The organism is Arcicella rosea (genome assembly GCF_040543805.1).
GTDB classification, from domain to species: Bacteria; Bacteroidota; Bacteroidia; order Cytophagales; family Spirosomataceae; genus Arcicella; species Arcicella rosea.
In genome coordinates this window covers 137915-154937 of record NZ_JBEUMS010000006.1, presented here as the reverse complement: position 1 = coordinate 154937, position 17023 = coordinate 137915, and the positions used below count along the sequence as shown (strand labels likewise).

The following is a 17023-nucleotide window of genomic DNA, read 5'->3' as shown; positions in this document are numbered from 1 at the left end:
GATTTGATAATTGGCTTGGTTTTTCAGTATTGTTAATCTTTTGTTAATCGACATAGAATGGCAATAAGATATTGTTCAAGGCGTTAATCAAATACATTCACTAAATTAACCACCTTAGCCATGAAAAAGCGGATATTTTTACTAATTTTGCCATTCCTGTGTTTTTGTGCTAGTATAAAAGCCCAAAAGTTTGGTTATATAGATACCGAATATGTTACTTCTAAATTACCTGAATACAGAAATGCTCAGGAAGAAATTGAGAAATTAACAAGTAAATGGATAAAAGAAGTTGCTGCTAAAAACGAAGAGCTTTCTAAATTAGAAAAAGCTTATAGATATGAAGAGGTACTTCTGACAGAGGAAATGAAAGTACAGCGATTAAAAGTAATTGCTGAAAAAGAGAAAGAAGCGAAAGAGTTACAAAACAAAATATTTGGTTTTGAAGGTGAGTTGTTTAAGAAAAAACAAGACATTATGAAACCCGTTTTAGACGAAGTAGCAAAAGCGGTTGAAAAAGTGGCTAAACTTAAAAAACTAGACATTCTCTTTGATAAATCTTCGGAAGGTTTAGCTATGTTATATACCAATCCAACCCATGATTATACAGATTACGTAATGGAAGAACTTGGAATTTCGCCTGAGCAAATCAAGGAAAAACAAGAAGAAGAAGCCAAACAAACAGAAGAGAACAAAGAAAATAGTAATACAACAAAAAGTAAATCAAATAGAAAAGGAGCGGTAAGCAACTTCAAAAAAGAGTAATTAACCAAATCAGAATAACAGACAAAATGAAAAACAAATTTTTAATTGCTTTATTTGCAATTTTTGCTTTAGCAACAGCTAATGTAAATGCACAACAAAAAATCGGTTACATCAGCTTAGATTACATTTTAGCTCAAATGCCAGAAGCAAAACAAGTAGAAACTGAATTGACGACTACTAAAACGCAATATGACAACATGTATCAGCAAAAAGTGAAAGATTTCCAAACGAAATTAGCTGATTATGAGAAAAATGCTGCTACAATGGCAGATGTAATTAAAGCGGATAGAGAGAAAGAATTGCAAGGAATGCAAAGCAGTATCGAAGAATTCCGTCAGAATTCATCTACTTCTTTACAAAAGAAACAAGCTCAATTGTTACAACCATTGTTGAAGAAAATTGAAGACAACATGCACGGTGTAGCAAAAGAAAATGGTTTTGCTTTCGTATTTAACTACGATGCAGGACAAGGAACTACTCCAATCGTTTTACATGCTCCAGACGATGCAAACATCTCTGACTTAGTGTTAAAAAGAATGGGTGTTACTCCAAAACCATTTACTCCAGCACCAGCAACACCAGCGGCTACAACTCCAGCAGGAGGAGCTCCTAAAAAATAATTAAAGTTTATCTTAAAAAAGAATAGGCTGTCTCATTGAGACAGCCTATTCTTTTTTAACCAATATAATAAAGTAAGGATTCTTTCATTTCGCTGGCAGAAACCGAAATATCATAAGTACATTTCCCAATTCCTTCTAATAAAGAAAATCTAATTTCTTTGCCTTTGTTCTTTTTATCTTGTGCTGTCAATGCGATAATTTCTTCAATTTCAGTTTCTTTAATCGTCGCTTTTCCATAGACTGCAAAGATAAATTCTTCAATTACTTCTAATGATTTTTGGTCAATCATTCCTCTTTTAAAAGAAATGTAAGCTTCGCAAATCATTCCAGCTGCTATGGCTTCACCATGAAGTAAGTGTAATTTTGGTTTGCCTAAATAGAATGTTTCAATGGCATGACCTAATGTATGCCCGAAGTTTAATATTTTTCTTAAACCTTTTTCTGTTGGGTCTGCTGCTACAACTTCTTGCTTAATTGCCACAGAATGAGCAATTAAATCCGCAAAGTTTTGCTCTTCAAAATCAATTTTACGAATCTCTTCCCATTTCACGGCATCTCTGATTAAACAATGCTTGATAATTTCTCCGAAGCCAGAACGTAATTCACTTACGGGTAAAGTTTGTAAAAAAGCTGGGTCGATAAGTACCGTATTCGGAATTTTAAAAACACCAATATGGTTTTTCAATCCATTAAAATCAATGCCTAATTTACCGCCAACACTGGCATCTACTTGTGAAAGTAAAGTGGTTGGAATCTGAATAAAATCAATTCCACGCTTGTAAGTAGCTGCACAAAATCCGCCCATATCGCCAATTACTCCACCACCAATATTAATCACCAAACTATGTCTATCTAAAGATTGATTTGTTAAACCTGTCCAAATGGCTTCGCAAGTACTTAAATTTTTATTGGCTTCGCCAGATTTAATTTTTGTTACTTGGTGCTTTGGCAATAAAGATTTAACGATTGGATAGCAATGACGATGCGTTTTTTCATCAACAATTACATGAATTTTGGTGTATTGGTTTTCAGCCAGAAATGCTGGGAGACTTTCAGAAATATTGGAAATAATGACAGACATTTTTGAATTTGATTAACGTTTTGGACTTCCTTTTCATCCATAGCTTTGAATGGGCTACAAAATTAATCAATTATTTTCCATCAAGGCTTACCTTTTTGGTTTTATAAAATGTATTTCACCAAACCTTTGTAGGGTTTTAATAAATCATTTTCTGGTGAAAGCTCTGTAATTAAGTAATCAATTTCATTTAAAGTACATACTCTTAAACGTAAATCTGAGTTTAATTTTTCAGAAATCGTGGTTGCTACCACTTGTCTGGACGATTTAATCATCGCTTTTTTTACTTGTACCACTTCATAATCAGAATCGCTGATACCTTCTTGGTCGAAACCATTAATTCCTAATACACATAAATCGGCTTTGATGTCATTGATTTTACTCACTACCTCGCCACCAACGCTGATTTTAGAAATATTAGAAATTTTTCCGCCTAAAAATATCACTTCAACATTCGGGTGTTCGGCTAATTCTAAGGAAATTAACGGACTTACCGTAAAAAAAGTAACATGTAAATTATTAGGAAGCTGATTTGCAATGGCACGCATCGTTGTTCCGCCACTGGTCAGAATCGTCATGCCATCTTTAATTAGTTTAATCATTTTTGTGGCAATTACCTTTTTTTCATCATAAGCATAAGTATCAGCTTGTGTAGCTGAAACATTGTATGATTTCGAGAGTGCACCACCATGTACTTTTACGATTTTATTTTCCAGTGCTAATTCGTTCAAATCACGGCGGATAGTATCTTCTGAAACATTCAGAATCAGACTGAGATCCGAAGAAAGTATTTTATTATGAAGATTAATCTGATGAATAATCTCCAATTGTCTTTCTTTCTTGAGCAAGATTTTACTTTCAATAATACTCATGCGTTTTTTTGCGGGTTTTTGATTGAATGTTTGTTAAAAAAGTAGATTTAGGGTGAAATTTTACAATAAAAATAAACATTTTTGAATAAATTCATTATTTTTGTTTAAATATGATTCTGATTTTTGCATGAATTCGCCTGTTTTTTGTTTTTGTGGCGAATGAAAGATGCAGAAAAAGGCATTTAAACCTTCACTCAACCCCCAAAAATCCAAATGAAAAAACATTTCCTATCTACTTTGCTTGGACTGTTTGTCATGTTGTTCTCTCTGAACGCTTTGGCACAATCCACTGTCGTAAAGGGTAAAGTTTTGGATGAGAGTAATGAGCCACTCATCGGTGTTTCTGTCATCTTAAAAGGTACTCAACTTGGTACAGCTACGAATGTCAATGGTGAATTTACTTTAAATGTCAATGTAAAAGCTGGCAATTATGATTTTGAATTTCGTTCTGTAGGTTTTCGTTCAGTGATTAAAAAAGTAATGATTGGCAAAGAGAGTCCAATTGTTTTGTCAGTACAATTACCAACTGATGCGCTTGGTTTAGACGAAGTAATCGTAACGGGTACTTCTGTAGCAACGAGCAAAAAGCAATTAGGAAATGCAGTTACTTCATTAAAAGCATCAGATTTACAGTATTCAGCAGCTACTTCAATCGACCAAGCTTTATCTGGTAAAATTGCTGGGGCACAAATTACACAAAATTCTGGAAACCCTGCGGGTGGTATCAGCGTTCGTTTACGTGGTCCAAGTACGATTGTTGGTTCTTCAGACCCACTTTATATTGTAGATGGTGTAATTGTCAATAATGATTCTCGTGAATTATTAGACTTGGGTGGTTATGCACAAAACCGTTTGGTAGATTTAAACCCAAATGATATTGAGAGAATTGAAGTAATTAAAGGAGCAGCGGCTGCCGCTATTTATGGCTCAAGAGCAAGTAATGGTGTTGTGCAGATTTTTACGAAAAAAGGAAAAGATGGAAAGGCAAATGTTAGTTTTTCATCAACTTTCAGAGTGAGCGAAGTGCGCAAAACTTTACCTTATAATACTTATGGGAAAGCATTTGTCAATACTACAATTACTGACAAAACGCAGATGGACGTAACTCGTTACGATTATCAAAAAGATATTTTCCGTCAGGCAGTTGGTAATGAACAATATTTATCGGTTTCGGGTGGAAATCAAAATTCTAATTACTTCTTTTCAGGTTCGATGTTCCAAAATCAAGGAATTATTAAAAGTTCAGATTTTGGTCGTTCAAACGTAAGAATGAGAATCGGTCAACATTTGAATAAATGGGCAAGTATTACTGTAGGTGGAAATTATACTTATAGTAGCTCAAATGAAATTCCGAATGGTGGTATCAATGAAGCTTATGGAGCTTTAACAGGATTTATTTTCTCGAATAATTTCGTGAATCCTGCTAAAAACGAAACTACTGGTGCTTATCCTTCAACAGCTCCAACGGCAGTATTGCGTAGAACAAATCCTTTAGAGGCAATCGACCGCTTCAAATTCAAACAAAGTACTTCACGCTTTACAGGTGATGTTCAATTAAACCTTACACCAATTGATGGGTTAGGAATTGATTATACTTTTGGTTTAGATACTTATTCTCAATTAGGAACTGCATATATTCCTCCAGTGAATACAACGCCAAGTTATGATGCAGGTTTATCTCGTCGTGCAGATGCGAATGTTTTACAAGTAAACAACGATTTGAACATTCGTTATCAAACAAAAATCGGAGATTTAATTGAATCAACAACGGGAGTTGGTGGAACGATTCAATACGACCGTTCTCAAACTACTTCTATCAATGCACAACAATTGGGTGTTTTCGGAGAAACTGTTAATAATGGTGCTTTGATAGTATCGGGTGAAAGTCGCTCGGAAAGAGCTTTTGCAGGTATTTTTGTGCAACAAACTTTTGGTATTGCTAATAAATTGTACTTGACGGGTGCTGGTCGTTGGGATGCTGCTTCAGTGTATGGTTTAGATAATCGTTGGCAGTTTTATCCTAAAGCAAGTGCATCTTATGTACTTTCTAATGAGGAATTCTGGAAAAATACTTTCGCTGATGTTTTACCGAACTTTAAAGTAAGAGCGGCTTGGGGACAAGCTGGTAACTTAACGGCTATCGGTGCTTACGACCGTTTTACGAATTATTCACCAGTAACAACGGCGGGTTTGAATGGATATTTAGCACCATTGACTTTAGGAAACTTTACAGTAAAACCTGAAAGACAAACAGAACTTGAAATCGGTACAGATTTCAGTTTATTGAAAGATCGTATCGGTGTTGAATTTACTTACTATAACAAAGAAGTAAAAGACTTGATTTTGAACCGTACATTGGCGCCAACTACAGGTTACAACAACCGTTTTGTAAACATTGGAACGATGACTAACAAAGGTTTTGAAGTAATGGTTAGAGCAATTCCAGTACAAAACAAAGATGTAAAATGGACTTCGACTATCACTTACACCCAAAATAAAAATGTTATCGATGGGGTAGAAGGGAACGGAGTATTACCATTTGCCGGAGGTTTCAGTCAAGTTGCTGCAGTAAATGGTTACTCTCTGGGAGCTTTCTATTCAACATTCTTTGCTCGTAATCCAGACGGTTCTTTATTGTTGACCCCAACTGGTTTTCCCCAACGTGAAAGAGGTACTCAGTTAGCAAATGGACAATACACAGTTGGTAGAGATGCAACAGGACAACCTAGTGGAGCGATTTTGAGTAAAGTAATTGGTAATCCGAACCCAACTGCGGTGTATTCATTCATCAATGAAGTAGAGTATAAGAAATTTACTTTCCGTTTACAATTAGATGCAATGCAGGGTTTTGATGTTTTCAACTTTACACGTAGAGTAGGTGAACGTGATTTGTACGGAGGTTTGGCTGGTTACGAAGCAGAATTAAAAGGAGAAGTACCAAAAGGAACAAGTGCGGCTTTGTTTAGTATTTTCGAAAATTATATAGAGAAAGGTTCATTTGTAAAAGTACGAGAATTATCTATTTCTTACATGGCTACTCCAAAAGCATTGGGTTTGAAAAACATTCGTATTTTATTGGCAGGACGTAATTTATTGTCGTTCGATAATTACAGTGGTTATGATCCAGAAGTAAATTCTGCTGGACAATCTAATGCTGTTCGTGGTTTCGACTTTGTGGAGGTACCAATTCCACATCAATACTCAATTGGCTTAACGGCTAATTTCTAACAATCCAGTGATTTTAAAGATGTTTAATATTCATAAATAGATTATTCATTTTTTAATAAAGAATAGACAATGAAATTCAAGATAAAAATATTAACAACCAGCCTTTTAGTAGCTTCTAGTTTGATGCTGACTAATTGTAGCTTGGATATTAAAAATCCGAATGGTCCAACAGACGCTCAGATTTTAACAACTCGTGACGGACTCATTACTTTAAGTGTGGGTTTACGTCAAAACTATTCAACTTTAGGAATAAGTGCCTTGATTTTAACACCAGGTACTACTGCTCGTGAAACAAAAGGAATTACCACATTTACCAACATTATTGAAATAGAAGCAGGCGGAACAGCTTTGCCAACTTTCAATGGAAATGTATTGGGAGTATGGTCGAGAATGTATCGTGTAATTGGCATGGCAGACGACATCATTGCCAGTGCGCCAACGGCATTAGCAAGTGATGCAGCGATGAAGAGTGGAGTGGTAGCTCATGCGAATTTATTTAAAGCGATGGCTTTAGGAGGTTTAGCTACTTCATTCGAAAAAATGCCTTTACAAACTGATAAATTGGGACAAGCCGTTTATTCAGATCGAACAGAAGCCTTAAAATTAGCTGTAAAATTATTAGACGAAGCTGTAGCGATGATTTCAACAACAGCTCCTTCAGCAGAATTCAGAACGAAAGTAACAGGTGCAGATTTCGACCTGATTAATAGCATTCAAGCTTATCGTGCAAGATACAACATGATGCTTGGCAACTTTGACGCAGCCATTGCAGCCGCCAATGCAGTGGACTTGTCAAAGAAGTCATCATTCGTTTACTCTTCACAAAGCCAGAATCCAATTTACACAGCAACGCAAATTAGCAAAGATTATGCGCCTCGTGAAAATTTTGGTTTACCAACTACTTTGGTGGAAAGTGACGACAAACGTTTGGCTTTCTATTTAAGTACTCCTGATGTGATAGTAGGAGGAGAGAAATTGAAGAAATTAGTTGGTTTCTTTGATGCTGTTGACCGTGCGATTCCTGTGTATTTACCAGATGAAATGCGCTTAATCAGAGCAGAGGCTAATCTAAGAAAAGCTACTCCAGACCTTGTTTCAGCATTGGCTGATATTAATGCAGTAAGAACACAAACTACTGGAGATGCTTTTGGTGTAAATGCTGGTTTAGGAGCTTATTCTGGAAGCCCAACAAAAGATGCTTTACTCATAGAAGTTTACAAACAACGTTGTGCAGAGTTGTTTATGACAGGTATGCGTTTAGAAGACAGTCGTCGTTTTGGAAGACCAGCGCCACCTACAAGCTTGATAGAACGTACTCGTAATTTCTATCCATATCCAGATCAAGAAAGGTTGACGAATCCCAACACACCAACCGACCCAACCATTTAATCATCATAATCAAACTAATATATGCCAAATAACAGGGCGAGCGAAAGCTTGCCCTTTATTGTTTTTGGGGATAAATGAATTTTAAAACTAATTATCAAAGATTTCTTTTATGCGAAATAGTAATGTTTATAAACGCCAAAAGCCCCAGTAAAACTGAGGCTTTTGACATTAAATCTAAATCATTGAGCTGTTACTAAATATGCTTTTCAGCATGATAACTTGAACGAACCAAAGCTCCTGATTCTACATATTTTAAACCACGCTTTAATCCTTCTTCTTTATACATCGCAAAAGTGTCTGGATGTACCCATTCTATTACTTCATGGTGCATTTTAGTAGGTTGTAAGTATTGTCCTAATGTCAATACATCTAAACCATTTTCAACTAAATCGTCTATTGCTTTGAATACTTCTTCTTGCGTTTCGCCCAAACCCAACATAATACCAGATTTGGTTCTTTTCCCAAATTCTTTGGTACGTTTGGTTTGTTCTAAGGAACGAGCATATTTTGCTTGTGGACGAACATTTCTGTACAAACGCTCTACTGTTTCCATATTGTGAGAAACTACTTCTTGTCCACCTTCAATCATTCTATAAAGTGCATCCCAATTTCCTTTTGTATCAGGAATCAATGTTTCAATTGTCGTTTTTGGCGATGCTTCTTTTACTTGTACTACTGTTTGATACCAAACTTCAGCACCACGGTCTTTTAATTCATCACGGTTTACTGAAGTGATTACAGCGTGTTTTACGCCCATTAATTTAATGGCTTCAGCTACACGACGTGGTTCATCGGCATCATATTCGTTCGGACGTCCTGTGGCTACTGCACAAAAAGTACAAGAACGAGTACAAACATTTCCTAAAATCATAAAGGTTGCTGTACCTGCGCCCCAACATTCGCCCATGTTTGGGCAATTTCCTGATTGACAAATGGTATGTAGTTTATATTCATCTACAATATTACGTACTCTTGCATATTCTTGACCAATCGGTAATTTTACTCTTAACCAACTAGGTTTTTTTGAATGCGTTGAGGCTGTCTCTGCTTTTGGAGCTATTACTGGAAGTTCTATCATCGTCTGTCTATTCCTTGAACAATACTATTATACTACAAAGTTAAATGCTAATAAAATAAAAACGTCAGGAAAATGAAATTGGTTTACATTTTCCTGACGCTATTTTTGAATATTCAGTTAATTCAAGAGTAATATTTGGCTTAAATATCTTTTAATCAGTTTATTTTAGATTTTCAACTTATTTGATAATTACCTTTTTCCACCAAAAAAGATGGTTAAATAACCTGAAGTAAATACACTTTTATTCTCCGCCGTCGCCATGATATTTACTTTTTTAGTATATGCTTCTGCTAAAAAACCAATCTCTAAACTAATATTTGATTGGCGAAAAGCGTCTAATTCAAAGTTTAAAGCAGCTTTTAAATTCACTCCAGGCACTAGATTGGCATTCCCTAAACCTTCAAAGAAACCACCGCTTCCATAAATATTATTGTAATTATGTTTGGCAGGGTCGTATGCTTCGTCACGAATATTTCCTCTTCCATAAAATACTTGTACGTAATATGGCTTTACAACTCCAATCGTTGGTCCGCCAGCAATGATTCCATTAATGTTTACTCCACCATCTGATGATTTATGAAACAAATTAATTTCACGACCATATTGAGGGCGAATGGCAAAAAGGTAATTCTGTTTTCCATCAACATAACTACTTCCGTTGCCTAAGAAACTAATTGTATTTTCTTTTGGATGGTTTACATTCACAATTTCAAGGTTGAAATAATGAAATTGGCGATGCAAAGCATTATTATCAATCACAATTTCTTTACGTGCCATTAAACCGCCTAACAAACCAGAATTCGTATTGGTTGTTAAGCCAAACGATAAAATAGAATGGTAATTTTCTTCATCGACCACTTCTCTGGTCTGAGTAGTTTTAGTCGAAGTATTTCGGCGCTGTGCTTCAATTGTATGAAACGACAACGAAGCTAAAATGAAGAATAAAAGTGTATTTAGTAGTTTTTTCACAATGGTTTAATCAAAAATTTTATATGAATGAACTAAACATACAATGAATATTGATATTTATCAGACAATCCACAGTTTTTGTTTCTAAAAATGAAAATCAATGTCAACAAATTATATAATTATGATAAAAATACGGAATATGACGCTATTTGTTTAAATTTAGGACAAAAATCATCAAATATTTAACACATAACAACAACATAATGCCAACAGTAAAAACTACCTATTTAGGCGACCTCCGTACCGAATCAACACATTTGCAATCTGGTACACAATTACTTACTGATGCACCTACCGATAATATGGGTAAAGGTGAGGTTTTTTCTCCAACCGATTTATTGGCGACTGCTACGGGAACTTGTATGCTAACTACTATGGCAATTTTTGCACAACGTGACGGAATTGAATTAGCAGGTTCTGGTGTTGAGGTAGCAAAAATTATGTCTCAGACACCCCCAAGAAAAGTAGCTCGTTTAGAAATAAACTTAAAAATGAAGACAAATATTGTCTTGACAGAAGAACAAATTAAGAAACTAGAGAACATCGCACACAAATGTCCTGTTTCACTAAGTTTGCATCCAGATTTGGAACAAGTGGTGAGTTTTGAGTGGAACTAAATTAATTGTGAATTAGTGAATTAGTGATTGAATTTTTATTTATGACAAATCACTAAATCACTCATTCACTAACTCACAATTACCTACGCTACTTTTTCTGCTAATTCAGCAAATGAAATATCAAAATGTGAAGCATCATAAATACATTCACCATTTTGAATTACTAATACTTGTGGAGATTGATGTTCAACATCGAAAGTATTAGCAATTTCGGTTGAAATTGGACGAAATTTCAATAAATCTAAGTAATAAGGTTTTAGTTCGCCTACACTTTCTTGTTTCCAATTTCTTTCCAAACGATTTAAGGCAGTAGATGAAATTGAACACGTTGTACTGTGTTTCAAAATCAAAATTGGTTGTTGTTTAGATTCCTCTTTGATAGCCTCTAATTGAGATAAATCTGTTAATTGATTCCAGTTCATTGTAATTATTTAGCGCTTCTTCGCTACTTCAGATTATGTAAATGCTTTGTGTTTGTTTTAATATGAAACTAATTAGCTGTAATTTTGATTCAAAATTAATTCAAATTTCATTTGTCGAAGCTACTTTATCATATTTCAATTTACATTTACCAGTTATTAGTCTGGTTTGCAAGTCCTTTCAACAGTAAAGCTAAGCTTTGGATTCAAGGTAGAAAAAACTTTAGCAATCAGGTTTATGCTAGTGATTTCTGGATAAAAAAAAATACTTCCGAAGTGCCATTGGCTTGGTTTCATTGTGCTTCATTGGGGGAATTTGAACAAGCCAGACCAGTGATTGAAAAATACAAAGAGGAATTCCCAACGCATCTTATTTTACTTACTTTTTTTTCGCCTTCTGGTTACGAGATTCGTAAAAATTATGCTGGGGCAGATTATATCTGTTATTTACCTGCCGATACTTCAGCGAATGCACTTGAGTTTATCGAATTGTTTAAACCAGCTGTAGCCTTTTTTGTGAAGTACGAATTTTGGTATAATTATTTGAGAATACTTTCAGAAAAAGGAATTCCAGTAATTTCTTTCTCGACTATTTTTAGAGAAAATCAAGTTTTTTTCAAAAAATATGGTGGCTTTTATAGAAGTGTTTTAGCTTACTTTACGCATATATTTGTACAGAATAAAAAATCATATAATTTGCTGAAAAGTATTGGTATTCAGCAAATTAGTATTGGTGGAGATACTCGTTTTGATAGAGTAAAACAAATAGCCGATGCCAAAAAAGAAATTGAAGTAGTAGCCCAATTTAAGGATAAAAAACCTGTGTTAATTGTAGGTTCATGTTGGCAACAAGATTTTGAAGTAATTGCGCCAATGTTGAATGATTTTAAGCATGATTTAAAAGTAATCATTGCACCACATGAAATTCATGATGAAGAAATAACGGCTTGGCAAAAAGTGTTAAAAGGAAAATCTATCAAATTTTCTGAAATTCAACAGTTAAAAAATGGAGAATTAGAAGTTGCCCAAACACTTTTTATTGATAATATTGGGATGCTTTCTTCGCTGTATCAATATGCAGAATTTGCTTGGATTGGCGGTGCTTACCGTAAAGGTTTACACAATACTTTAGAGGCAGCTACTTTTGGCTTGCCTATCTTTTTTGGCAATAATAATTACCAAAAATTTCAAGAAGCCATGGATTTGATAAGTATTGGTGGCGCATTTGTGATTGCAGATACTGCGCAATTTAAAAGTAATTTCGAGCAACTATATTTTGATGAAACGTTAAGAAAAGAGAGGTCTGCTACGATATTAAGTTATGTGAAAGAGAATTTAGGAGGGACAGCAAAAATTATAAAATTTATCAAGGAATTATCAATATTCTGATACAATAATGAAAGGATTAGTATTACGTTCAACGGGTTCATGGTATGAAGTGCTAGACGAAAATAAGCACGTATGGCAATGCCGTTTGAAAGGAAAATTTAAAATACAAGGATTAAAAACATCTAACCCGATTGCGGTTGGGGATAGAGTAGAATTTGAAATTGAAGATAAATTAGAAAATATGGCGACAATCTTTAAAATTGCGCCTCGTGAAAATTATATTATCCGTAAATCAGTTCATAAAACAGCTCATGGACATATTTTAGCTGCGAATCTCGACCAAGCGGTGATTATTGTTACTTTAAATTATCCTAGAACTTCATTGGGTTTCTTAGACCGTTTTTTAGTTTCAGCTGAATCTTTCCGAATTCCAACAACCATTGTTTTTAATAAAATAGATTTACTTTCTGAGGAAGAAAAAGACTACTTGGCTGATTTAGCAGCACTTTACGAAAGTATTGGTTATCCATGCGTATTTACTTCGGCGGTTGGGAAAATCGGCATCAAAGCCTTTAATGATATTTTGAAAGATAAAATTTCACTAGTTTCTGGTCATTCGGGGGTTGGGAAATCTACTTTGGTGAATCAGATTGCGCCAGAATTAGATTTAAAAACAATGGAAATTTCAAGCTTTGCTAATAAAGGAGTACACACTACAACTTTTGCAACGATGTTTGAAATCGAAGAGAATTCTTACATCATTGATACGCCTGGCATTAAAGAATTAGGATTGATTGATATTGAAAAGCAAGAATTATCACATTTTTTCCCAGAAATGAGAGCGTTATTAGGTGAATGCAAATACCATAATTGCAAGCATCTTAATGAACCTAAATGTGCCGTAATGGAAGCCGTAGGCAGTGGTGAAATTGCAGAAAGTCGATATAATAGTTATTTGAGTATGATGGGTGATGATGATAACAGAAGATAGTTTACACAGTTATATCTTCTGCTATCGACACCGAAACACGCATATCTAATAAAAAAATACTGCCAAATTGTGTTGCTAGAGCAACATCAGCAGCATCTCTGCCGTAAGCTAATACTACTCTGTTGCCTTTTGGATAGTCTTGTGTGGCATCAAAAGTGTACCAACGTCCGCCAATGAAAGCTTCAAACCAAGCATGTAAATCCATCGGGTTTAATTCGTGTAAATAACCCACAACCATTCTAGCAGGAATACTCAAGCTTCTACAAAGGGCAATTCCTAAATGTGAAAAATCTCTACAAACGCCAACTTTAGCATAAGCAGTATCTTTGGCAGAAGTAGAAACATTACTGAAGCCATATTGATAAACAATATTGTAATGAATCCATTGTCGGATTAATTCCACTTGGTCATATCCGGGATAAGCATTTCCCACAATTTGAAAAGCTAGATTTCCTAATTGGTCAGATTCACAATATCTACTTGGTAGTAAATAAATCAATTCTTCAGCGGGTAAATCTTCAATCAACACAAATTCTGCTCCGGGCGCTACATCAATTTCATCAGCAGTTTGTACAATTGATGAAGTAAAAACGGTGAATTTACCCTGAGGACTTAATAAACGTTGACATAAATTTCCATAAATATCGGTGTACTCAGTAATAGGAACACTCGGCTCAAGAATATATTCCTCCTTAATAATCCATTGCCCAGAACCACTTCTTGGTCTCAGCATCAGAATTAACGGAGTAGAGGAGTAAGCTTCGTAATCAAGTTGGCAACTTATTTGAAGTTTCATGATTTTAGCTTTTATTCTGATTTAGATATTTGTGAAAATGCTTGAATTTGTTTTGATTAAAAATAATTGAGTAACCGTTTGCCGAAAAATTAGTTATTTCGTCTGCCTCTTAAAAAACTAAATACGGCAAATATTAAGGCTACAAAAAATAGTATTTTAGCGAAATAGGCAGCATTGGCGGCAATACCTCCAAAACCCAAAATGGCTGCAACTAAGGCAATAATTAAGAATGTGATTGACCAGCGTATCATAGTAATAAAAGTTTAAGTTGAACAAGAATATATTGTTACTAAACTTAAAATTTTTATACCATGATTAATCACACCAAATTATTGTCATTTCCTCAAAATGATGATAAATAACAAATAAAATGAGTAAAAAGCTACTCATTTAGGGGAGATTGTTTGAATTACAGGGTAAATAAGTGTAAAAAGTGATTTCCTTCCAAAAGTAAGAATAAATAGTTAATTTGCAGTGCTTAAAATTTGTAAACTATAAATTAAATAAATCCAAAAACTTGAAATCATCAATTACAAATCCTACACATCTTTGGGGTATTGATTTAGGAGGTACAAAAATAGAATGTGCCGTTTTAGATAAATCAAATGACTTGGCTGTAATCTGTAGAAAACGTATTCCTACAGAAGCAGATAAAGGCTATCAACATATTATAAGTCAAATTGTTAAGTTAGTTAATTTGGTCATTGAGGAAATTGACGAGCAGCCAGCTCAAATTGGTTTTGCTACGCCAGGCGTTTTAGACCCTGCTACACTAACCATGAAAAACTGTAATACTGTTTGTATGAACGGACAACCAATGCACGAAGATTTAGAAAAAGCATTGGGTATTCCTGTGAAATTAGCCAATGATGCCAACTGTTTTGCATTAGCAGAGGCATTGATGGGAGCAGGGAAAAACTTTCCAAAAGCAGAATTAGTATTTGGAGTAATTATGGGAACTGGCGTTGGTGGTGGTTTAGTCGTTCATGGAAAAGTAATTTCAGGACATCATGGAATTGGTGGCGAATGGGGACATAATATCATTGAGGAAGGTGGCGACTCATGTTATTGTGGAAAAGCTGGTTGTGTAGAAAAAGTAATTGCTGGTCCAGCCCTTGAAAAATATTACCAAAAAATAAGTGGTGACTCACTAAAGTTGAAAGAAATACTTGAACGTTATTTAGCCAATACCGATGAATTTGCCACAGCAACCATTGAAAGATTATTAGAATATTACGGAAGAGGAATTTCAACATTGATTAATGTACTTGACCCAGATTTAATCGTGATTGGCGGAGGAGTAGGAAATATAGATTTACTTTATACAGAAGGCTACGAAAGAATCAAGAAATATATTTTCAATAATAAAAAGATTTCAACTCCTATCGTAAAACCAATATTGGGTGATAGCGCTGGCGTTTTTGGTGCAGCACTTTTGTAAGGAAATTCTATTGATTTAGAAATGGGATTTTGAACTTGTTTAGTTCGAAATCCCATTTGTTTTATCAGATAACGAAATGCCAAATTATTTTCTAAAAACAATCGCTTTGACAGGTTCTATGCGAGTAATGACGAAAGTGGGAATAATCAGTACGAACAAAACCAATGAAACCGTAGCCAGATTTAATAAAAGTATTACTGGCCAATTCATCATAATCGGAACAGTATTCATATAATAATTCACGGGGTCGAGAGGAATGAGTTTAAATTGTTTTTGTAAAAGACAAAGTCCAATTCCAAGCAAATTTCCATAGATTAATCCTCTGAAAATCATCGAAAAACCACTCCATAAAAATATCTTTCTGATTTGCCAATTACTTCCTCCCAAAGCTTTTAAAACGCCAATCATTGGAGTACGCTCTAACATCAAAACCAACAAAATTGAAATCATATTGAAGGAAGCCACAAATAAAATGAGGCTTAGGAAAATCACCATATTTCTGTCCAACATTCCTAGCCAATCGAATAAACCCATGAATGTAGTTGTTACTTTTTCTAACTTCATATCAGGCTGAATTTTGCGTTGAATCTTTTTCGTAACAGCATCCAATTGCTCAAAATCACTGATATAAATTTCATAACTTCCTACAGAGTCTGCTCCCCAATTATTCATTTTTTGTATCAAACGAATGTCGCCAATGATTAAAGTTTTGTCAAACTCTTCCATTTGGGTTTCATAAATACCTTTTACGATTAATTTTCTTGGGCGGTCTGGTGCATTTAAGAAGTAAATAATTACGTCGTTCCCAACGGTTAAATTCAGTTTGTTGGCAATAATATTACTGATTAAAATATCTTTTGAATACTCATCTTTTGAGAAACTAATTTGCTGACCTTTGATGATGTTCGGCTCAAATCTTTTAAAATCAAAGTCACGATTAATGCCTTTCATTACCACGCCTAAAATATCTTGACGAGTTTTCAAAATGCCTGCTTTTGTAGCCGCAGTTTGAATATGAGCAATTTCTTTGATGCTTTTATGATTTCTAAAAAGGTCGCTTTGCTGAGTAATGGGATTTTCTTCGTAAGATTCGTTTGCTGAAAACTTCGAAACTTTGATGTGTGGTGTAAGGCTAAATAACTTCTGATGAATGGCATCTTTAAAACCAAATAATACTGCAAAAGCAACAATCATCACCGACAAGCCAATTGCTATACTTCCCACACCGATGCGAGTAACCGTCCCAGAAAAAGAAGTAGTTTTAGTATTTTGAATGCGCTGAGAAATGAAATAAGGGAAATTCATGCAGTATTTTGTAATTTTGTTTCTTGACTACAAATTAAGTAGTTTTTACTGGTAAAATAATTGATGAGTCGATTTTCATTCTGTGTAATTTAGTAAAGCGCTTGCTTTTTTAATCTTTGAAAAACTTAA

At 34.6% G+C, this 17023-nt stretch carries 16 protein-coding genes; 8 read left to right on the top strand and 8 right to left on the bottom strand.

Annotated features, from left to right (window positions below; translation table 11 throughout):
- The first annotated feature begins 120 nt into the window (after positions 1–120).
- Both ABID42_RS09570 and ABID42_RS09565 read left to right on the top strand, forming a co-directional pair.
- Positions 121–762: an OmpH/Skp family outer membrane protein gene (locus tag ABID42_RS09570; protein WP_367283471.1), complete on the top strand. Its 642-nt coding sequence runs from the start codon at positions 121–123 to the stop codon at positions 760–762.
- 26 nt (positions 763–788) lie between these two features.
- Complete coding sequence (locus ABID42_RS09565) at positions 789–1382, top strand: OmpH/Skp family outer membrane protein (RefSeq protein WP_323255693.1); 594 nt, start codon at positions 789–791, stop codon at positions 1380–1382.
- A 55-nt stretch (positions 1383–1437) separates the two neighbouring features.
- Here the strand turns inward: ABID42_RS09565 and aroB are convergent, their stop codons facing one another.
- Both aroB and ABID42_RS09555 read right to left on the bottom strand, forming a co-directional pair.
- Entirely contained in the window at positions 1438–2463 is a 1026-nt protein-coding gene (gene aroB / locus ABID42_RS09560; protein WP_367283470.1) for a 3-dehydroquinate synthase, read from the bottom strand.
- A 101-nt stretch (positions 2464–2564) separates the two neighbouring features.
- Positions 2565–3332, bottom strand: coding sequence for a DeoR/GlpR family DNA-binding transcription regulator (locus ABID42_RS09555; protein WP_323255697.1), 768 nt, complete (start codon positions 3330–3332; stop codon positions 2565–2567).
- A 213-nt stretch (positions 3333–3545) separates the two neighbouring features.
- On the opposite strand from ABID42_RS09555, the gene ABID42_RS09550 reads away from it, so the two are divergent.
- Both ABID42_RS09550 and ABID42_RS09545 read left to right on the top strand, forming a co-directional pair.
- Entirely contained in the window at positions 3546–6560 is a 3015-nt protein-coding gene (locus ABID42_RS09550) for a SusC/RagA family TonB-linked outer membrane protein (protein ID WP_367283469.1), read from the top strand.
- Between the two features lie 69 nt (positions 6561–6629).
- Positions 6630–7949, top strand: a complete 1320-nt coding sequence (locus ABID42_RS09545) for a RagB/SusD family nutrient uptake outer membrane protein (protein WP_367283468.1) — start codon at positions 6630–6632, stop codon at positions 7947–7949.
- A 193-nt stretch (positions 7950–8142) separates the two neighbouring features.
- On the opposite strand, the gene lipA is transcribed toward ABID42_RS09545, so the two are convergent.
- Complete coding sequence (lipA, locus tag ABID42_RS09540; protein ID WP_367283467.1) at positions 8143–9027, bottom strand: lipoyl synthase; 885 nt, start codon at positions 9025–9027, stop codon at positions 8143–8145.
- A 189-nt stretch (positions 9028–9216) separates the two neighbouring features.
- Positions 9217–9996: a hypothetical protein gene (locus ABID42_RS09535; RefSeq protein ID WP_367283466.1), complete on the bottom strand. Its 780-nt coding sequence runs from the start codon at positions 9994–9996 to the stop codon at positions 9217–9219.
- Positions 9997–10199: 203 nt separating this feature from the next.
- Here ABID42_RS09535 and ABID42_RS09530 point away from each other — a divergent pair, with 203 nt between their 5' ends.
- Entirely contained in the window at positions 10200–10613 is a 414-nt protein-coding gene (locus tag ABID42_RS09530) for an OsmC family protein (RefSeq protein ID WP_323255708.1), read from the top strand.
- Between the two features lie 83 nt (positions 10614–10696).
- On the opposite strand, the gene ytxJ is transcribed toward ABID42_RS09530, so the two are convergent.
- Positions 10697–11035, bottom strand: coding sequence for a bacillithiol system redox-active protein YtxJ (gene ytxJ / locus ABID42_RS09525; protein WP_323255710.1), 339 nt, complete (start codon positions 11033–11035; stop codon positions 10697–10699).
- Positions 11036–11146: 111 nt separating this feature from the next.
- Here ytxJ and ABID42_RS09520 point away from each other — a divergent pair, with 111 nt between their 5' ends.
- Complete coding sequence (locus ABID42_RS09520) at positions 11147–12421, top strand: 3-deoxy-D-manno-octulosonic acid transferase (RefSeq protein WP_367283465.1); 1275 nt, start codon at positions 11147–11149, stop codon at positions 12419–12421.
- A gap of 7 nt (positions 12422–12428) precedes the next feature.
- The gene (gene rsgA / locus ABID42_RS09515) at positions 12429–13352 is read left to right on the top strand and encodes a ribosome small subunit-dependent GTPase A (protein ID WP_323255714.1); all 924 of its coding nucleotides are present in this window, start codon (positions 12429–12431) and stop codon (positions 13350–13352) included.
- A gap of 1 nt (position 13353) precedes the next feature.
- Here rsgA and ABID42_RS09510 read toward each other — a convergent pair whose 3' ends face one another.
- Both ABID42_RS09510 and ABID42_RS09505 read right to left on the bottom strand, forming a co-directional pair.
- On the bottom strand, positions 13354–14148 hold the full coding sequence (locus ABID42_RS09510) for a transglutaminase family protein (RefSeq protein WP_323255717.1): 795 nt from the start codon (positions 14146–14148) through the stop codon (positions 13354–13356).
- 89 nt (positions 14149–14237) lie between these two features.
- On the bottom strand, positions 14238–14399 hold the full coding sequence (locus ABID42_RS09505) for a DUF1328 domain-containing protein (RefSeq protein ID WP_323255719.1): 162 nt from the start codon (positions 14397–14399) through the stop codon (positions 14238–14240).
- Positions 14400–14665: 266 nt separating this feature from the next.
- Between ABID42_RS09505 and ABID42_RS09500 the strand changes: the two genes are divergently transcribed.
- The gene (locus ABID42_RS09500) at positions 14666–15589 is read left to right on the top strand and encodes an ROK family protein (RefSeq protein ID WP_367283464.1); all 924 of its coding nucleotides are present in this window, start codon (positions 14666–14668) and stop codon (positions 15587–15589) included.
- Between the two features lie 84 nt (positions 15590–15673).
- On the opposite strand, the gene ABID42_RS09495 is transcribed toward ABID42_RS09500, so the two are convergent.
- The gene (locus ABID42_RS09495) at positions 15674–16894 is read right to left on the bottom strand and encodes an ABC transporter permease (RefSeq protein WP_323255724.1); all 1221 of its coding nucleotides are present in this window, start codon (positions 16892–16894) and stop codon (positions 15674–15676) included.
- Positions 16895–17023: the final 129 nt, after the last annotated feature.